The organism is Cellulomonas sp. SG140, from assembly GCF_025770785.1.
Taxonomy (GTDB): Bacteria; Actinomycetota; Actinomycetes; order Actinomycetales; family Cellulomonadaceae; genus Cellulomonas.
Map to the genome: position 1 here is coordinate 129733 of NZ_JANZLA010000008.1, position 18311 is coordinate 148043.

Below are 18311 nucleotides of genomic sequence, written 5' to 3' on the forward strand. Positions count from 1 at the left end.
AGGGCCACGACAGGACGGCGCCGCGGGCCCAGACTCGCAGCGTGGAGGAGTGGGAGTTCGGCCGGGCGGTGCGACGGTGGCGCGAGCGGGTGGCACCCGAGTCCGTCGGCGTTCGGCTGGGCGGTCGGCGCCGCGCCCCGGGCCTGCGCCGCGAAGAGCTGGCCGGCCTGGCCGGCATCTCCGTCGACTACCTGACCCGCCTCGAGCAGGGCCGTGCGACGTCGCCGTCGTCCCAGGTGGTCGAGGCCCTGGCCCGCAGCCTGCGGCTCGCCGACGCGGAGCGGGAGCTGCTGTTCAGGCTGGCCGGCCTCTCGGCCCCCGGTCCGGGCATCGTCCCGACCCGCATCACCGCCAGCGTGCAGCGGCTGCTGGACCGCTTCGTCGGGATCCCACTCGTCATCTACGACGCCGCGTGGAACCTGGTCGTCGCGAACGCGCCGTACGACGCGCTGATGGGCGAGACGTCGGCGCTGCGCGGCAACGAACGCAACGGGGTGTGGCGCAACGTCGTCGGGCCGCCGTCCCGCGCCCGGCAGACAGAGGCTGAGCACGACGAGCAGGTCGCGGGGCTCGTCGCCGACCTGCGCATGACGGCGGCCCGGTACCCCGCCGACCAGGGGCTTCGCCGGCTGGTGGCCGACCTGCGCGCCGCGAGCCCCTGGTTCGTCGAGCTGTGGGACACCGCCCCCGACCCGATGCCGGCCGAGCGATCCCGGCACAAGGTGATCGACCACCCGACGGTCGGGCCGATCACGGTGGACTGCGACACCCTCGTCGTGGCCGGCGACGACCTGCGGATCATGGTCTACACGGCCGAGCCGGGGTCCGACGATGCCGAGCGGCTCGAGCTGGCGATCGTGCTGGGGACGCAGGCGCTCGCCTAGCTGCCGGAGCGCGCGGCCAGCACGCTCGCGCGCGGCTCAGGGACCCCGAGCAGCAGCAGGGTGGCCATGGTGACCGCGGCGGCGTCGACGTCCGGCCGGGACGGCGCGTCGTCGGCGATGGTGAAGACGGCGGACCAGGCGGTCTGGCTCAGGACGCCGGCCGGCAGGTGGCGTCCGAACACCCCCGCGTCCTGGCCGCGTCGAACCAAGTCGGCGAGCGCGCGCTCCACCTGCCCGAGCAGGGCGTGGATGTTCTCGCCGAACTCGCCCCGCCGGAGCACCACCATCACGCGGTAGCGGTGCACCAGCGGCCAGAGGCGGGCGACGAAGTCCGCCCAGGCCACGTCGGCCGCCTTGTCGGCTGGGGCCTCCTCGGCCAGGACCGCCTCGATCTCGTCCACCGCGCGCCGCGCGAGCGCCAGCACCAGGTCGGACCGGGACGGGAAGTAGCCGTAGACCGTCCGCCTGACCACACCGGCAGCCGAGGCGACCTCGCCCATGCCGGCGTCCGGAGTCGCGCCGAGCACCTCGACCGCCGCGTCGAGGATCCGGTCCCGTGTGTCACGACGGCCAGAGGACGGGTTCTGCACGGCCCAAGGATTGCACATCCGCGTGCAATCGACCTACTCTGCACACCGGTGTGCAATCGCCAGCCGCGGCGTGCACGGGAGTCGAGGAGAACCGTGAGATGACCACTACCCCCACCGCAGCGGCGGACGTCCGCCCGTTCCGCGTCGCCGTCCCGGACGCAGACCTCGACGACCTCCGCGAGCGACTCGCCCGCACCCGCTGGCCCGACCGGGAGACCGTCGGCGACTGGTCCCAGGGCGTCCGCCTGGACAACGCCCAGTCCCTCGTCACCTCCTGGCAGCACGACTACGACTGGCGCCGGTTCGAGTCCGCGCTCAACGCCTACCCGCAGTTCCTGACGACGATCGACGGGCTGGACATCCACTTCCTCCGCGTCAGGTCCAAGAACCCCGGTGCCCTGCCGCTGCTGCTGACCCACGGCTGGCCGAGCACCGTCGCGGACTTCCTGGGCCTGATCGGGCCGCTGACGGACCCCGTCGCGTTCGGTGGCGACGTCGCCGACTCCTTCGACGTCGTCATCCCCTCGCTCCCAGGATTCGGGTTCTCGGGGAAGCCGAAGGCGCCCGGCTGGAACGCGCCGCGGATCGCCCGCGCGTGGGCGGAGCTGATGCGGCGGCTCGGCTACTCCCGCTGGGCGGCGCACGGTGGCGACTGGGGCGCTGTGGTCACCACCGAGCTCGGCGTGATGCAGCCGGACGGGCTGGTGGGCGTCCACCTGAGCACGCCTTACGCCTTCCCAGACCCGATCCCCGAGACGCTGACGCCCGAGGAACGCCGGGCTGTGGACGGGCTGGCGTTCTACGGCGGCCCGCTCGGCGGGTCCAACCACGTGCAGGGCACCAAGCCGGAGACGGTGGGGTTCGCGCTGGCGGACTCACCGGCCGGCCAGGCGGCGTGGATCTACGAGAAGTTCCAGTCAAAGACGGACAACCAGGGGCTCGCCGAGGACGCGCTGAGCGTCGACGCCATGCTCGACACCATCTCGCTCTACTGGTTCACCAACAGCGCGGCGTCATCGGCCCGCATCTACTGGGAGAACCGGACGGCGACCATGGTCGGGCCCAAACTGACCCTGCCCGTGGCGGTCACCGTCTTCCCGCGCGACATCCCGCGACTGCCGCGAACGTGGGTCGAGGACACCTACAGCAACCTGATCCACTTCGGCGAGGCCGAGCGGGGCGGACACTTCGCCGCGCTCGAGCAGCCGGAGATCCTGGTCGATGAGCTCCGCACCGGGCTGAGGAGCCTCCGCGCGTAGGAAGTCTGTCGTTCGCACCGACCGGATGCCCGACCTCGTTCGCCTCCGCCCGACGTGCCCGGACTGGCTAGGTGTCAGCTCGCCGCGGACCAGTCCTCGGCGCGGACGGTGCAGGACGCCACGGTTGTGCCCCACACAGCGATCACCGACCGGGCGGTCCAGCTCTGGCCGGCGTGCGCCAGGTCGGACGTGGACAGCGTCGCGGGACCCAGCTGGAGGGGACCGTTGACCCCGACCTGCTCCCCCATCTCCTGGTTCACGGTCGTGTCCACCACGCCCGAGGCGTCCAGCAGGTCGGTGCGGATGCTGGTCGGCGACGACAGGTCGGCTGCCGGACCGTGCCAGCGCCAGGTGATGCTCAGCCGGTCTTCCACCTGCCGCGCCGCCGGGCGGGTCACCCAGAGCCGGCGCTCCTGCCACCACGAGCTCTCGCGGGATGCAGTCGCGGTCGCCACGTCCGTGCCGGTCTGCGCCACGCAGGGCACCACGGCGGTGCTGATCCAGGCGGTCGACGTCGTCGTGGTCGAGAAGCCGACACCGAGCGCGCACACCGCGACCGACCCCGCCGTCACGAGAACCGATCCCGCCCCCGTCGGGCGGGCACGGCGGGCGAACCACGGGTGCGGGGGCGTGTCCCTCGTCTGCAGCACGACCGTGCCGAGCAGCGAGTCGGCAAAGGTCCTGCACTGCGCGTCCCACAGCGGCCGCAGGTAGCCGATCAGGAAGATCGCGTCCAGCAGGTGCGCGACCACCCGCAGAGCCGAGGTGACCAGTCCGACGGGTCTGCCGGTCGACGCGCGCACCACGGCGATCCCGACGACGCGCTTGCCCGGTGTCGCACCGGTGTACCCCTGCAACGCCAGGAGCACGACGACGAGCGCGACCAGGACCGGGCTGCTGACCCACGAGATGCCCTGGTGGGCCGGAGACGAGTCCGGCACGGGCGTGAGCGACGGCGCCCCGCTCCCGCTGCCGAGCACCAGCCAGGTGGCACCCGCGAGCACGGCGCCGTCGAGCAGCGCCGCGACGACGCGCCGCCCCCAGTTCGCGTACGGCGGGACCAGAGCGCCGGCGAGCGGCTGCTCCAGCACCGGGGCCAGGCTCACATCCGGATCTTGACAGAGCGCGCCCGGCGCCGGGGCGGGTCTGAGCGGGGAAGCTCAGCTCGACGTCGCAACCCGCGCGTGCGGTCGACGACGCGCTCGGATCAGGGCACGGGCGCGAGCCCGTCCGCGGTGGCGGCGAGGTCCGGCGCGCGCAGGCGGTCGGCGCCCGTGTAGACGTTGAACGTCGGCGGCCGGACGAAGCCCAGCAGGGTCATCCCGACCTCGTCGGCGAGCTCGACCGCCAGGCTCGACGGCGCGCTCACCGCGCTCAGCACCGGGATCCCGGCCAGGTGGGCCTTCTGCACCAGCTCGAACGATGCCCGGCCGCTGACCTGCAGCACCGTGTCGCGCAGCGGCAGCCGTCCCTCGAGCAGCGCCCAGCCCACCACCTTGTCGACGGCGTTGTGCCGGCCGACGTCCTCCCGGACGCACAGGAGGTTGCCGTCCAGGTCGAACAGGCCCGCGGCGTGCAGGCCGCCGGTGTCGTCGAACAGACGCTGGGCGGCGCGCAGGCGGTCGGGCAGGGTGACGACGAGCGCCGGGTCCAGGGCCGCACCCTCGGCGGGCGACACCCGCGGGAAGGCCGACCGGGCACGGATCGCGTCGATGCTGGCCTTGCCGCAGATGCCGCAGGAGCTGGTCGTGTAGAAGGACCGCGCGACGTCCCGCGGCACCACCGGGACCGTCACCGACACGTCGACGACGTTGTAGGTGTTCACGCCCTCGTCCGTCGCGCCGGCGCAGTAGCGCTGGGTGCGGATGTGCTCGACGGAGCTGATGATCCCCTCGGTGACCAGGAAGCCCGCGACCAGCTCGAAGTCGTGGCCAGGCGTCCGCATGGTCACAGAGATAGCCTCGCCGCCGACCCGGATCTCGAGCGGCTCCTCGGCTACCACGGTGTCGGGCCGGCCGATGGTGGTCGCGGAGCCGTCGTCCGCCACCGTGACCCGCACCAGCGGCACGCGGGACGTCAGGCGGCCCACTCGTCCGCCCTCCCCTGCGCGTCGCCGGACGATGAGCCCGCCGCCTGCGCCGCACGCTCGTTCAGCCGTTCACGCTGCGGCTGCACCACGTACTTCGGGTCCTGGGTCGAGGCGACCCCCGCCTCGAAGATCCCGAACCGCGTGCACGCCGACCCCGCCATCGCGGCGAGCCCGCCGACCACCGCCGCAGCCCGCGACCAGCGCCCGCCGATCCCGCCCACCAGGGCGCCGCCGATGCTCAGCGCCTCGGCCGCGCGCATCAGCGTGCCGGCCTTGCCCTGCCGCAGGGTCTCCCCCGGCAGCCCCATCCGGCGCTCCATCACTCGGGTGATGGCCACCTCGGTGAGGCCTCCGACCAGGGCGGCTCGGCGAGCCGGCCCCGCCTGGGACACCGGCGCGGCGAGCATGCCGAGACCGCCGGCCGCGGTGGCGCCGGAGCTGACGAACAGGAAGGGCAGCTCGCGGTGGCCGGCGTGCCAGGTGGGCACCGCGGTGTCGGCGATCAGCGGTGCGGTGTACGCGGCGACCGCGGGACCGGTGGCCGCGGCGGCGAACGTCGCCAGCTTCCCGATCCGGGGGAACCAGCCGGTCACGCTGGTCACCGCGGCGATGCCGGCCGCCGGGCCGTAGGCGGACAGGATCCACGAGCCGACGCTCATGGGGGACGACGGCTTGACGGTCCGCAGCATGTTGGTGAACCGCTCGGGCCGGCCCAGGTCGTGCACCAGCGCCACCACCGACCCGGAGATGGCCACCAGCGACCCGACCTTGCAGGCCCGCGCCAACGCCGGACGCCCGGTCGCCGTCGCCCCGGCGGCCAGCACCGACGAGCTGCCCGCCAGCCCGCCGAGGAACAGGTACCCGGCGATGTCGAGCGGCTCCCACTTGGGCTTGTGCAGGATCGGACGCCCGTAGTACGAGGTGAACTCGGCCTCCGGCACCATCAGCTCCTCGCCACCACGGCCCCCGCCGCGGCGCCTGTGCCGGCCGCTGCCACCGCCACCGAACCGCCCGCCGAACCCGCCGTCGCTCATCGCTTCCTCCCCAGGAACGTCGCCGCGAGGCCGGTCAGCAGCGCCCCGGCCGCGAGCGCCGCGTTGCGCCACATCACCGGCAGGTCGCGCGTGGTGACGACGGGGTCCGGCGGCAGCCCGTACACCTCGGGCTCGTCGAGCAGCAGGAAGAAGGCGCCGTCACCGCCGACACCGTCGTCCGGGTCGGCCCCGTACAGCCGCGCCTCCGGCACGCCGGCCTCGTGCAGCTGCTCCACGCGGGCCTGGGCCCGGACGCGCAGCTCGTCGAGGTCGCCGAACTGGATCGAGTCCGTCGGGCACGCCTTGGCACATGCCGGCTCCTGGCCCGCCCCGAGCCGGTCGTAGCACATGGTGCACTTCCAGGCCCGGCCGTCGTCCTTGCGGGTCTCGATCACGCCGTACGGGCAGGCCGAGACGCAGTAGCCGCAGCCGTTGCACACGTCCTCCTGCACGACGACCGTGCCGAACTCGGTGCGGAACAGCGCGCCGGTGGGGCACACGTCCAGGCAGGCGGCGTGCGTGCAGTGCTTGCAGACGTCGGACGCCATCAGCCAGCGCATCCCGGTGCGGTCGCCGGACCCGTCGTCGGCCGCCGCCGGCGCCCCGGCGCCGCCCGGCATCGCCGGCATCCCGAGATCGACGGGCCCGGCACTCCCCCCGGCCGCAGCGCCAGCGCCCATCGGCCGCTGCTGCTCGATGAACGCGACGTGCCGCCACGTGCTCGCGCCCAGGTGCTCGGAGTTGTCGTAGGACATGCCGGTGAACGTCAGCCCGTCCTCCGGGATCGCGTTCCACTCCTTGCACGCCACCTCGCAGGCCTTGCAGCCGATGCAGACGGAGGTGTCGGTGAAGAAGCCGACGCGCGGTGCCGGATCGGGATAGCCGCCGGCCTCCGGCGGGTCGTCGCTGCGCAGGAAGCTGCCGAGCGCGGACAGGTCGAACGCCATGTCAGATCTCCGTCCCGGTCGAGGCGGTGACGCCCGCCCGCTCCTGGTACTCGCGCACCAGCGCCGGCCGGCCGGCGCCCTGCGGTCGTCGTCCGGGGCGGATGTCCGCCGCGAACGCCTTGACCTCCTGGATGTGCGAGCTGGGGTCGAGCACGATCGCCGACAGCTCGTTGACGGCGTCGCCCGCCACCAGCCCGTTGGGGCCGAAGTGGTACGGGATGCCGATCTGGTCGACCATCCGGCCCTGCACCTTCAGCGGTCGCATCCGGTGGGTGACCATCACGCGGGCCTCGATCGCACCGCGGGCCGTGACCAGCGTCGCCCAGCCGCCGTGCGTGAGCCCACGCTCGGCGGCCAGCTCCGGGGACACCTCGCAGAACAGCTCCGGCTGCAGCTCGGCCAGGTACGGCTGCCAGCGGCTCATGCCGCCCGCGGTGAAGTGCTCGGTGAGCCGGTAGGTGGTGACCAGGAAGGGGTACACGTCCGACCCCGGGGTGTCACCGGAAGGTTGGTAGCGGTTGTGCTCCGCGGGGAACACGAGCCGGGCCGGGTTGCGCTGCTGGCCGTACAGGGCGTTCTGCACCGGCGAGTCCTGCGGCTCGTAGTGCGCGGGCATCGGCCCGTCGACCACGCCCGCCGGCGCGTACAGCCAGCCCTTGCCGTCCGCCTGCATGATGAACGGGTCGATGCCGGACAGCGCCTCGATGCCCTGCGCGCCCTCCGGCGGCCGGTAGTCCGGCGACTTCTTCGGCTCGAAGTCGGGCACGTCGAACCCCGACCACTTCCCGGCGTCGGCGTCCCACCACACGAGCTTCTTCCGCTCGCTCCACGGTGTGCCGTCCGGGGCGGCCGACGCGCGGTTGTACAGGATGTGGCGGTTCAGCGGCCAGGTCCAGCCCCACTCGGCCGCCACCCAGTCCTGCTCGGTGCCGGGCTTGCGACGGGCCGCCTGGTTGACGCCGTCGGCGTAGACGCCGGCGTAGATCCAGCAGCCGCACGCCGTCGACCCGTCCTTCTTCAGGTCCATGTACGTCGACAGCTGCTTACCCGTGGAGTCCCACCCGTTGATCTCGGCCAGCACCGCCTCGCCCATCGGCTCGGCCGTCGGCCCCTCGGTCGGGTAGTCCCAGGTCAGGTCGAGGATCGGCCGGTCCCGCTGCTCGGTGGAGCCGGCCAGCATCTCCCGGATGATCCGGCCCAGGTGGTACATGAACCACAGGTCGCTGCGGGCGTCCCCCTCGGGCTCGACGGCCTTGTGCCGCCACTGCAGCATCCGGTTGGTGTTGGTGAAGCTGCCGGCCTTCTCGGTGTGCGCGGCGGCGGGGAAGACGAACACCTCGGTGGCGATGTCCGTCGTCTTCAGCTCACCGCTGCGGATCTCGGGGCCGTCCTTCCACCACGTCGCGCTCTCGATCAGCGAGAAGTCCCGCACCACCAGCCAGTCGAGGTTGGCCATGCCGAGCCGCTGCATCGTCGCGTTGGCGGACCCGACCGCCGGGTTCTCCCCGAGCAGGAAGTAGCCCTTGCACCGGCCGGCGAGCTGCTCCATCACCGTGTCGTAGGTGGAGTGGCTGCCGGTCAGCCGGGGCAGGTAGTCGAAGCAGAAGTCGTTCGACGGGGTGGCCGCGGGCCCCCACCAGGCCTTGAGGAGGCTCACCATGTAGCTCTCCATGTTGGCCCAGAAGCCCTTCCGGGCCGCGTCGGCCTGGATGAAGCTCTCCAGGTCGATCTGGTGGTGCGCGTACGGCATCGGCAGGTAGCCGGGCAGCAGGTTGAACAGGGTGGGGATGTCGCTGGAGCCCTGGATGGACGCGTGCCCGCGCAGCGCCATGATCCCGCCGCCGGGACGCCCGACGTTGCCCAGCAGCAGCTGCAGCACGCACGCGGCCCGGATGAACTGCGAGCCGGCGCTGTGCTGCGTCCACCCCACGGCGTACGCGAACGAGGTGGTCCGCTCGCGGCCGGAGTTCTCGATCAGCGCCTGCGCCACCTCGAAGAACGTCTCCTTGGGGATGCCGCAGACCTCTTCGACCATCTCCGGGGTGTACCGGGCGTAGTGCCGCTTGAGCACGTTCAGCACGCAGCGCGGGTCCTGCAGGGTGGGGTCGGTGTGCGGCTGACCCTCCATCGCGGTGCCGCCGGAGCCGTGCTGCTCGCCGCGGCCGGCGCTCTGGATGCCGGGGGGCTCGGAGCCGCCGCCCTCCTCGGCCTCCTCCTGGCCCGGCGTCTTGTCGCGCATGCCGGACGCCGGCGCCGCGGACGCGCCCTCGTACTCCCACGTCTCGAAGGAGTACGACCGCTTCTGCTCGTCGAACCCGGAGAACAGCCCGTCCAGGTCCTCGGTGTCCCGGAAGTCCTCGCTGACCAGGGTGGACGCGTTGGTGTAGTTCTCCACGTACTCCTTGAAGTAGGAGTCGGTGGACAGCACGTGGTTGATCAGCGCGCCGATGAAGGCGATGTCGGTCCCCACCCGCAGCGGCACGTGCAGGTCCGCCAGCGCCGACGTGCGCGTGAACCGCGGGTCGACGTGGATGATCTTGGCGCCGCGCGCCTTGGCCTCCACCACCCACTGGAACCCGACCGGGTGCGCCTCGGCGAAGTTGGACCCCTCGATGACGATGCAGTCGGCGTGCTGCAGGTCCTGCAGGAACATCGTCGAGCCGCCGCGGCCGAAGCTGGTGCCCAGCCCGACGACGGTGGAGCTGTGGCACACGCGCGCCTGGTTCTCCACCTGGACGATGCCCAGGGCGGTGAACAGCTTCTTGATGAGGTAGTTCTCCTCGTTGTCCAGCGTCGCGCCGCCGAGGCTGGCGATCCCCATCGTCCGGCGCGTCTTCTTGCCGTCCTTCTCGTCCTCCCAGGTGTCCGCCCGCGTGTTCACCACGCGCTCGGCGACCATGCGCATCGCCTCGTCGAGCGGCAGCTGCTGCCAGTCGGTGCCGTAGGGCGCGCGGTAGAGGACGGTGTGCAGGCGCGCGTCACCGGTGGTCAGCTGCAGGCTCGCGGAGCCCTTGGGGCACAACCGGCCGCGGCTGACGGGCGAGTCCGGGTCCCCCTCGATCTGGACGACCTTGCCGTCCTTGACGAACACGTTCTGCCCGCAGCCCACGGCGCAGTACGGACAGACGGACTTCACGACGCGGTCCGCCGTCTGGGTGCGCGCCTTCAGGTTGGCGGTGCGGGCCGACTTGGCGGCCGATGCCTTGCCTGCGTGGTCGTCGCCGGTGAGCTGCCGGACCACCGGCCAGGACTGGATCAGCGGGAGTTGCTTCACTGCGGTCTCCTTCTGGTTCCCGCCCTGGCGCCCGCCGCTGCGCGGCCGGGTCGTCGGGCCGTGCTGTCAGCCGTGCGTGGCGGTCTGCCCGGCGGCACGCATCTGCGTGTCGGCGGCCAGCCGCTCCTTGATCCACTCCCCCACCTCGGGCTTGGTCGTGGGGTTCTGCTCCGCCTGGTGCACCAGCAGCTGGCTACGGGACTGGAAGGCCCCCGGCCGGTCCCGCATCTCCTGCGTGTACGAGTCGCCGCCGTCCGCCGGCATCCCCGTCGCGATCAGGTACGCCGTGCCTGCGGAGACGCCGGTGCGCGCGGAGATCTGGTGGTAGTCGAGGCCCTGGTCCAGCAGGTCGAGGACCGTCTGCTTGGAGACCACGACGCACCTACCCGTCCTGTGAGGGGGACGACCCGCGGTTGCCGCGACCGTCGCTCGACAGTCTCGGAGCGGTACCGGGAGGCCGCAACAGGAGCGGGCAGGCGCCGGCGTGTGCGACACGCCACTGCCGTCGTCGGCTCGGCGCGGCGCATCAGCGACCGAGTGGCCAACTGCGACGCTCCGTCACGTGTGGAATTTCCTCGCCGCCCTCTTCGCGCTCGTCGGCACGGTCGCACAAGGGCTGAGCAACCTCCGAGAGCTCTCGCGGCGTGATCCGGAGACGGCATCCGCTGTGGCCCTCTGGGACTTGCAGGACGCCAAGCCGTCGTGGCTTCATCCACTCCGGCGCAGGGAGCACATGAGGATCGTTGAAGAACTCAAGCGAGAGAGCCCCGCTGAGGCACGTGCCTACGATCGGCTCTACCGAACCGTTCTCAGTTGGGCGGTCCTCGCCACGAGCGCCTTCCTCGCGACCATCGGCTCTGCCATTGGACTGTTCCATGGTTCGCCGTAGTCGGAGCTCGGCCGAGATGCCGCCGTCGCAGCCGGCTCGCAACAACCGTGAGATTCCCGCCTGAGACGTCTGTTCGACACTCTCTGCATCGCGAACCTGCTTGCTGTCTCAGGCAGCGACGTTCGACGGCAGCCCAGGCAGACGACGCTCGATGTCCACGTATGTAGACACCGGTGCGGTGACTACATACGTGGACATCGCTGCGGTGTCTGCTTCGCGGCCGCTTGAAGGCGCGCTACCTCGACTCGATGCGACCCGCCGGCTCCGCCGCCGCGGCGAGGGCCGTGATCTGCGCCTTCCATGCCATCGGATCGATGCCGAGCTGCGTCTGCAGGAAAGCCGTCGACGCGCGCGCGACCAGGGCGACCGCCGCCGGGTTCTCGTCCGTGGTGTCGACGGCGCGGTAGCCGTGGATGCCGCCCAGCGAGTGCTCCGCACCGAACAGGGTGACCAAGGTGCGCGCACCCCGGCTCAGCCGGTACACGTCCGTGAACCAGTCCGGGCCGCGGGTGGACAGCGCCGACTGATCGTGGTCGCCCCAGACCACGAGCGATGGCGTGGCGAGCCCGCTGAAGTCCGGGCTCATGAAGCTGAAGTTGTCCCGGGCGAACGGCGTCAGGTCGTCTCCGCCGAGACCCGTGGTGGCCAGCAGCACGCCCGCCTTGATGCGCGGGTCGGTGCGGTCCTCCCCCGGCTGTCCGTCCGCACCGAGCACCCGCGCCCCGAGCAGCATGCCGACGCTCTGGCCGCCCCAGGAGTGGCCCGCGGCGGCGAGGCGACTGGTGTCGACGCGCTGCGGGAGGCCAGGCACGGCGGCCAGCAGCGTGTCGAGGTCGTCGATCACGCGCTCCAGGTCGTCCACCCGGATCCGCCAGATCTCGGGGTACCGCGGGTCGTCGGGCGTGACGCCGAGGGTGGCGGAGTCCAGGAACGTCGGCTGGACGACGACGAAGCCGTGGGCCGTCCAGTGGTCGACCAACGGGTCGTAGAAGGTCATCGAGCCGCCGAAACCGTGGGCGAAGACGATCACCGGCAGGTCTGTGCCGGTGACCGGCGCGGAGACGCGGACCTGCAGGTCCTCCCCGCGTTCCGGCGCGGGCAGGACGACGGGCTTGACGGAGACGGTCTGGACCGGCGGGACGCCGGTCACCTCGACTACGGACATGGCTGCTCCTCGCGAGTGGGACTGGTGGCAACGTCAAAGCGGAACGTCGCTCCGCTGACGATACGGAGCGCGGCTCCATTTCACAAGCCGATACGGAACCGCGCTCCGTTCCGCCGCCCCCCTGTGGGACGATGACCCGATGACGGCCCCGGAACCCGGACCCGACGCCGCGCCGGAGGCGCCGCGCCGCCGCGCCGACGTGGAGCGCAACGAGCGCGCCATCGTCGACGCCGCCTCGCGGGTGTTCGGCGCGTCCGGTGTCGACGCCCCGGTCCGGGAGGTCGCCGCCGCAGCCGGCGTCGGCATGGGGACGCTCTACCGGCACTTCCCGACTCGGGCGGACTTGATGGTGGCCGTCTACCGGCACCAGATCGACGAGTGCGCGCAGGCCGGTCCCGCGCTGCTGGCATCGGCTCCGTCACCGTTCGTCGCGCTGCTGGCGTGGGTGCACCGGTACGTCGACTTCCTGGGCACCAAGCACGGGCTGGGCAACGTGTGGCAGGGCGACGCCTCCGGGCTGACGGCGCTGCACCAGCTGTTCCTGAACCGGTTGCTGCCGGTGCTGTCCGACCTGCTCGACGCGGCGCGCGGGTCCGGCGAGGTGGTGGCCGACGTCCGGCCCTACGAGCTGCTGCGCGCCGTCGGCGACCTGGTCGCGTGGACCATCCACGACCCCGACTACGACGTCCGCCGCATCGTCACGTTGCTGCTCACCGGTCTGCGTCAGGAGCAGCCGGGCTGGGAGTCGACGGACGCCGTCTGACGTACTCTTCCGCGGACTGCACAGTCGTGCTATGAACTACACATGCGTGCAGCCGACGAGGACCTGACCGCGGCGGCCAGGATCCGCGCCGCAGCCATGCGCCTGTTCGCGGCGAAGGGGTTCGAGGCGACCTCGATCCGTGACGTCGCGGGTGCGGCCGGAGTGTCGTCGTCCCTCGTCGTCCACCACTTCGGCACCAAGGCGCAGCTGAAGGCCGCGACGGACGCACGGCTGATCACCAGCCTGACGTCGTTGCTCGCGGAGGTGCCCACCACCGAGGGCGCGGACCTCAGCCAAGCCGCCGGCTCTCTAGCGGCGCTGCTGCGCGACGAGCCGGACCTGCTGGGATATCTGCGTCGGATGCTGGTGGACGGCGGTGAGGCCGCGAGCGCCCTGTTCCTGGGGCTGGTCGAGGCGACCACCGCGATGCTCGCCGCACAGGAGGCCGCCGGGATCCTGCGTCCGTCTGTGGATGCGCACACCCGGGCGGTGTTCCTGCTCGTCAACGACCTGGGCCAGATCGTGCTGCGCGACCTGGTCACGCAGGCCATCGGCGTCGACCCGTTGAGCCCGGCAGGGCTCAGGAAGACGGGCGCCGTCCTCCTGGAGGTCTACTCCGGCGGCATCTACGCCGCCGACGCCCCGCACGGCGCAGCCGAGGGTGTGGAAAGGAGCTGAGCATGGCACCGGCCGTCATCGAGACGCATGCGCTGACCAGGTCGTTCGGTCCCCGGCGAGGGATCATCGACGTGGACCTGGCGGTGGAACCCGGCCAGATCTTCGGTTTCCTGGGCCCCAACGGCGCAGGCAAGTCGACCACCATCCGCATCCTCATGGGGCTGTACCACGCGTCGTCCGGCGCGGCCCGCGTGCTGGGGCTTGACCCGCTCGGCGACGCCGTCGAGCTGCACCGACGCACCGGCTACCTGCCCGGCGAGCTGGCCGTCTACCCCCGCCTGACGGGCCGGCAGGTGCTGGACAGGTTCGGCTCCGTCCGCGGCCTGCGCGACACCCGGTACCGGGACCAGCTGATCGAGCGGTTCGGGGCCGAGATCGACCGCCCCACGCAGACCCTGTCCAAGGGCAACAAGCAGAAGCTGGGCCTGGTGCTGGCGTTCATGCACCGCCCGGAGCTGCTGGTGCTGGACGAGCCGACGTCGGGCCTGGACCCGTTGCTGCAGCGGGAGTTCGTCGCGCTCCTGGAGGAGACCACGGCGGACGGCCGCACGGTGTTCCTCTCCTCGCACGACCTCGACGAGGTGCAGCGCGTGGTGCACCGCCTGGCCATCATCCGCGAGGGCCGCATCGTCGTCACCGACACCGTGGAGGGGCTGCGGCGGCACGCTCCCCGGACCGTCGAGCTGACGTTCGACCACGAGGTCGACACGACCGCGCTCGGCCGGCTCGAGGGCGTCCAGACGTCCGAGTCGAGCGACCCGCGACACCTGCTGCTGACCATCACCGGGCCGGTGGCACCGGTGCTGCGCGCGATCGCGCCGCTGGACCCGGTGGACCTGCTCGCGCGGCCCGCCGACCTCGACGAGCTGTTCCTCGGCTACTACCGCTCGACCGAACTGCAGGAGGTCTGACCGTGCACGCGAACATCGCGCTGATCGACCTGCGACTGCGCCGCCGCTCCATCCTCTGGTTCGCCGGGGGCCTGGCGTTCTACGCCTTCATCCTCGTGGCCATGTACCCGTCCGTGCGGTCCGACTCCTCGCTGGGCGACCTCACCGCGAACAACCCGACGGTCGGCGCGCTGCTCGGCGTGAGCGGGTCGCTGACCTCGCCGACCGGCTGGGTGAACGGCAACCTCTACGCCAACTTCCTGCCCCTGATGGTCCTGCTGCTCACCATCGGGTACGGGGCGTCCTGCATCGCAGGCCAGTCCGAGGACGGGACGCTGGGCCTGGTCGCCACGCTGCCCCTCAGTCGCCGGCGCCTGGTGCGGGAGAAGTCCGCGGTGCTGGTGCTGCTCGCCCTTCCGGTGGCCGTGGTGACCATGGCCTTCATCCTGCTGGGACGGCACTACGACCTGACGCTGCCGACAGGTGCGGTGGTGGGCACCACCGCCGCCGTGCTGGTCATGGGCGTGGACTTCGGGCTCGTGGCCCTGATCATCGGCGTGCTCACCGGGAGCCGGGGGCTGGCCCTCGGGCTGGCGTCCGGGCTCGCGGCCGCGTCGTACCTGGTCAGCTCGCTGGCTCCGGTGATCGGGTGGGCCAGGACGGTGCGCCCGGCCTCCCTGTTCTACTGGGCGGTCGGCAGCGACCAGCTCAGCAAGGGGCCGTCGCTCACCGCGTGGACGGTGCTGGTGGTCGCCGGGGTGGTGCTGCACCTCGCCGCCGTGGTCCTGGTCGAGCGGCTGGACATCCGGTGACGGCTGGGCGGGTCGGCCGCATCCGCGCGGGAGTCGGCCGGAGGTGGGTGCGGCTCCGGTGACGCACGCGCGGCAGGGACGGGCGACGGCGGCGCTGCTGGTCGCGCTCGTGGCCGGCCTCGCCGCGTGCACGTCGACGTCCGACGGCACCGGCCGAACCGGCCCCCCGAGCCCGACGGTGTCGTTCGACCCGGCCGCATCCTCCCGGCTGTTCCCGCCGGCGGCTGCGCCGCCCGGGAAGACGCCGGTGGTCGTGCTGGTACCCGGCGGCGGGTGGACGTCCGCGGATCCGGCCGGGCTGACCGGCCTGGCCACCTGGCTGTCCCAGCGCGGTGCCGCGGTGGTGACGGTGACCTACCGGACGTCGTCGGACGGGGCGTACTTCCCCGTGCCGGCGCAGGACGTGGCGTGCGACGTGGCCGACGCCGTGGCGCGCAGCCGTCGCTCGGGCGTGGACGTGGGTGAAGTAGTGATCGTCGGGCACTCGGCCGGTGCGCAGCTGGCGGCCGTCGTCGCGCTGACGCCGGGCTCGTTCGGCTCCGGCTGCGCGGAGCCGGCCGTTGCACCGGACCGCCTCGTCGGACTGGCCGGCCCGTACGACGTCGCGCACCTCGGCGCTCTGGCATCCGACCTGCTGGGCCCCGGCCGGCACACCGCCGCCGAGATCGCCGCCGCCAACCCCGTCGCGCTCGCCCCGCAGCGACCTCAGCTGCCGGTGCTGCTGATCCACGGCACCGCCGACACCACGGTCCCGGCCGCGTCCACCGAACAGCTCGCTGCCGCGCTGACCGCGGCCGGCCACCCGGTGACCACCGACTACCCCAACGGCGTAGGCCACCAGAGCGTCTACTCGGCGGCCGTGGCCGGCCCGTTGATCGCCGACTGGCTCGGGCTTACCGGCTGACCCCGCGCCGGCCCCTCCGGCTAGCCCTCCTGTGCGAGCGGCAGCTGGACGGTGAACGTGGTGGGCGTGAGTCGGCTCAGCACCAGGGATCCCCGCGCACTCGTCACCAGCTCGCGCGAGATGGTCAGGCCCAGACCGGTGCCCCCGGTGTCACGGGAGCGCGAGGCGTCGAGGCGGACGAACGGTTCGAAGATCCGCTCGGCGTCGGCAGCGGAGACAGGTTCGCCGTCGTTGGTGACGGAGATGCGTGCGGCATCGTCGACGGTCACGGCGATGTCGACGCGGGTGGCGGCGTGGCGCAGGGCGTTGTCGAGGAGGTTGCCCACGATGCGGGCCAGCGCGCTGGCCGCGATGCGCACGGGGGCCGTCTCCGGTACGGAGACGTCGACGGGCACCCGCAGGTTCCGTCCGGCGACGACGTCGCGGACCACCTCCGTGGCGTCGCACGACTCGCCGTCGTTCTGTGCCGGGGTGCCGGCCGAGGCGAGGTCGAGGAGCTCCTCGGTGAGGTCCGCGAGGCGTCGGGCCTGTGTCTCGACGCTGGCGAGGGTGCGCTCGGGCGGGAGGGCCTCAGGGTGGGCGTGCCCCACGTCGAGCGCTGCGAGGAGCGAGGCGACGGGGCTGCGCAGCTCGTGCGCGGCATCCGCGATGAACCGCTGCTGCCGGACGGTGGCGTCGTCGATGCGGGTCAGCATCGCGTTCAGGGTGGTGGCGAGGGCGCGCAGCTCGTCGGCCGCCTCGGGCTCGGTGAGGCGGGTGCCGTCCGGGGCGCCGGCGATGCCGTCCGCGACGACGCGCATCTGCTCCACCGGTCGCAGCGCGCGCCGGGTCGCGGTCGCCGCGGTCATCGCGATGAGCGCCACGGCGAGGACGACGCCACCCCAGAGGAACGGATCGAGCGAGGCCACCACCCGGCTCGCCGCCGTCGGCGTCACGAAGACGTAGGCCCGGTACACCGTGGTGCTCCTGTCGGCGGCGCCACCGGGCAGGTCCGCGTCGGCGACGCCGGTCATGCTCGAGGCCCGGAGCGTGCTGCTGACGGCGACCCGGGCACCGGCTGCGGTCGCCGGGTCGAGGTGCCACACCTCGCCCGCCGTCTGCGAGGCCTCGGTGGACGGAGGCGGGACCACCGCGTTCTCGGCCTCGGGGGCCACGGCGATCACCGCCCCGTCGTTGCGGACCAGCTGGTACGGCAAGGAGCCGAACGGGCCGTACAGGTGGACGCCCGCACCGATCGCGTCCGTGATCTGGGTGGCCTCGACTGCCGCCAGCTGCTGGGTCGACCGGAGCTGCGCCGCGTGGATCGCGGCGCGCACGGCGAACGCGCCGGCCGTCAGCAGGACCGCCGCGAGCAGCCCGGCCGCCAGTGCGATCCGGGCGGCGATCGGCAGCCGGAGCCGGGTCACCGCTCGGCCTGCGCCCGGTCGTCGACGAGCCGGTAGCCGGCGCCGCGCACGGTCTGCAGCGACCGGCGACCGAACGGGGCGTCGATCTTGCGTCGCAGCGAGCTCACCCGCGCTTCCACGAGGTTGACGTCGTCGACCTCTCCCGGCCAGGCCTCCAGCAGCAGCTCCTCCTTGGACACCAACGTGCCCGCGGCCCGCGCGAGCGTCTCGAGGATGGTCCACTCACGGCCGACGACCTCGATGGCATCGGCACCCCGGCTCACCCGCCGGCGAGCAGCATCCACCACGAGGTCCCCCACCGTGACGATCCCGTCGGCGATCGCGGCCGGGCGCCGCAGCAGGGCGTGCAGCCGGGCGACGAGAACGGGATAACGGAAGGGCTTGCGGAGGTAGTCGTCGGCGCCGCTGCTCAGCGCCTCGATCTCGTCGTACTCGCCTTGTTTCGCGGTGAGCACGATCACAGGCGTGGAAATGCCTTCGGCGCGCAGCCGGGCGCACACGGCAAAGCCGTTCATCTGCGGCATCATCAGATCCAGCACAATGGCCGTGTACGCGCCCGTCGCGGCCAGCAGATATCCGGAACGTCCGTCGTACGCGGTGTCCACCGTGAAACCCTCGGCGGTGAGGCCGGTCGCCAGGACGTCGGCAAATGCCCGCTCGTCGTCGACGACCAGAATGCGCACAGCCCAGTGTGACACCGCGCCGTGGGGCGATCCTGACGTCGACG

General features: G+C 72.4%; 18 protein-coding genes. 8 read left to right on the top strand and 10 right to left on the bottom strand.

Annotated features, from left to right (window positions below; all coding sequences use genetic code 11):
• Positions 1-41 precede the first annotated feature (41 nt).
• Positions 42-884, top strand: a complete 843-nt coding sequence (locus N0B34_RS14795; protein ID WP_263732183.1) for a helix-turn-helix transcriptional regulator — start codon at positions 42-44, stop codon at positions 882-884.
• Here the strand turns inward: N0B34_RS14795 and N0B34_RS14800 are convergent.
• Positions 881-1474, bottom strand: coding sequence for a TetR/AcrR family transcriptional regulator (locus N0B34_RS14800; protein WP_263732184.1), 594 nt, complete (start codon positions 1472-1474; stop codon positions 881-883). The two genes, N0B34_RS14795 and N0B34_RS14800, sit on opposite strands and share 4 nt — an antisense overlap.
• Positions 1475-1572: 98 nt before the next feature.
• Between N0B34_RS14800 and N0B34_RS14805 the strand changes: the two genes are divergently transcribed.
• Positions 1573-2733: an epoxide hydrolase family protein gene (locus N0B34_RS14805; RefSeq protein WP_263732185.1), complete on the top strand. Its 1161-nt coding sequence runs from the start codon at positions 1573-1575 to the stop codon at positions 2731-2733.
• A gap of 74 nt (positions 2734-2807) precedes the next feature.
• Here the strand turns inward: N0B34_RS14805 and N0B34_RS14810 are convergent, their stop codons facing one another.
• The 6 genes from N0B34_RS14810 to N0B34_RS14835 form a co-directional block, all read right to left on the bottom strand.
• Positions 2808-3839, bottom strand: coding sequence for an RDD family protein (locus tag N0B34_RS14810; RefSeq protein ID WP_263732186.1), 1032 nt, complete (start codon positions 3837-3839; stop codon positions 2808-2810).
• Between the two features lie 101 nt (positions 3840-3940).
• On the bottom strand, positions 3941-4822 hold the full coding sequence (gene fdhD / locus N0B34_RS14815; RefSeq protein WP_263732187.1) for a formate dehydrogenase accessory sulfurtransferase FdhD: 882 nt from the start codon (positions 4820-4822) through the stop codon (positions 3941-3943).
• Positions 4810-5856, bottom strand: a complete 1047-nt coding sequence (gene nrfD, locus N0B34_RS14820) for an NrfD/PsrC family molybdoenzyme membrane anchor subunit (RefSeq protein WP_263732188.1) — start codon at positions 5854-5856, stop codon at positions 4810-4812. Before nrfD ends, fdhD begins: the two co-directional genes overlap by 13 nt.
• Entirely contained in the window at positions 5853-6803 is a 951-nt protein-coding gene (locus N0B34_RS14825; protein ID WP_263732189.1) for a 4Fe-4S dicluster domain-containing protein, read from the bottom strand. The genes nrfD and N0B34_RS14825 overlap by 4 nt, the downstream gene beginning before the upstream one ends.
• Position 6804: 1 nt before the next feature.
• Positions 6805-10077, bottom strand: a complete 3273-nt coding sequence (fdh, locus tag N0B34_RS14830; protein ID WP_263732190.1) for a formate dehydrogenase — start codon at positions 10075-10077, stop codon at positions 6805-6807.
• 66 nt (positions 10078-10143) lie between these two features.
• Positions 10144-10452, bottom strand: a complete 309-nt coding sequence (locus N0B34_RS14835) for a hypothetical protein (RefSeq protein ID WP_263732191.1) — start codon at positions 10450-10452, stop codon at positions 10144-10146.
• 187 nt (positions 10453-10639) lie between these two features.
• Here N0B34_RS14835 and N0B34_RS14840 point away from each other — a divergent pair, with 187 nt between their 5' ends.
• The gene (locus tag N0B34_RS14840) at positions 10640-10966 is read left to right on the top strand and encodes a hypothetical protein (protein WP_263732192.1); all 327 of its coding nucleotides are present in this window, start codon (positions 10640-10642) and stop codon (positions 10964-10966) included.
• 235 nt (positions 10967-11201) lie between these two features.
• Here the strand turns inward: N0B34_RS14840 and N0B34_RS14845 are convergent, their stop codons facing one another.
• The gene (locus tag N0B34_RS14845) at positions 11202-12131 is read right to left on the bottom strand and encodes an alpha/beta hydrolase family protein (RefSeq protein ID WP_263732193.1); all 930 of its coding nucleotides are present in this window, start codon (positions 12129-12131) and stop codon (positions 11202-11204) included.
• Positions 12132-12270: 139 nt separating this feature from the next.
• Between N0B34_RS14845 and N0B34_RS14850 the strand changes: the two genes are divergently transcribed.
• The 5 genes from N0B34_RS14850 to N0B34_RS14870 are packed head-to-tail and all read left to right on the top strand — an operon-like array spanning position 12271 to position 16178.
• Complete coding sequence (locus N0B34_RS14850) at positions 12271-12894, top strand: TetR/AcrR family transcriptional regulator (RefSeq protein WP_263732194.1); 624 nt, start codon at positions 12271-12273, stop codon at positions 12892-12894.
• 42 nt (positions 12895-12936) lie between these two features.
• Positions 12937-13572 carry a TetR family transcriptional regulator gene (locus tag N0B34_RS14855; RefSeq protein WP_263732195.1) on the top strand — a complete coding sequence of 212 codons (636 nt, stop codon included), beginning with the start codon at positions 12937-12939 and terminating at the stop codon, positions 13570-13572.
• Between the two features lie 2 nt (positions 13573-13574).
• Entirely contained in the window at positions 13575-14483 is a 909-nt protein-coding gene (locus N0B34_RS14860) for an ABC transporter ATP-binding protein (RefSeq protein ID WP_263732196.1), read from the top strand.
• A 2-nt stretch (positions 14484-14485) separates the two neighbouring features.
• Positions 14486-15274, top strand: a complete 789-nt coding sequence (locus N0B34_RS14865) for an ABC transporter permease (protein WP_263732197.1) — start codon at positions 14486-14488, stop codon at positions 15272-15274.
• Positions 15275-15332: 58 nt separating this feature from the next.
• On the top strand, positions 15333-16178 hold the full coding sequence (locus N0B34_RS14870) for an alpha/beta hydrolase (RefSeq protein ID WP_263732198.1): 846 nt from the start codon (positions 15333-15335) through the stop codon (positions 16176-16178).
• 20 nt (positions 16179-16198) lie between these two features.
• On the opposite strand, the gene N0B34_RS14875 is transcribed toward N0B34_RS14870, so the two are convergent.
• Positions 16199-17584 (bottom strand): sensor histidine kinase, encoded by a 1386-nt coding sequence (locus N0B34_RS14875; RefSeq protein ID WP_263732199.1) that lies wholly within the window; start codon positions 17582-17584, stop codon positions 16199-16201.
• Entirely contained in the window at positions 17581-18267 is a 687-nt protein-coding gene (locus tag N0B34_RS14880; RefSeq protein WP_263732200.1) for a response regulator transcription factor, read from the bottom strand. The genes N0B34_RS14875 and N0B34_RS14880 overlap by 4 nt, the downstream gene beginning before the upstream one ends.
• Positions 18268-18311: the final 44 nt, after the last annotated feature.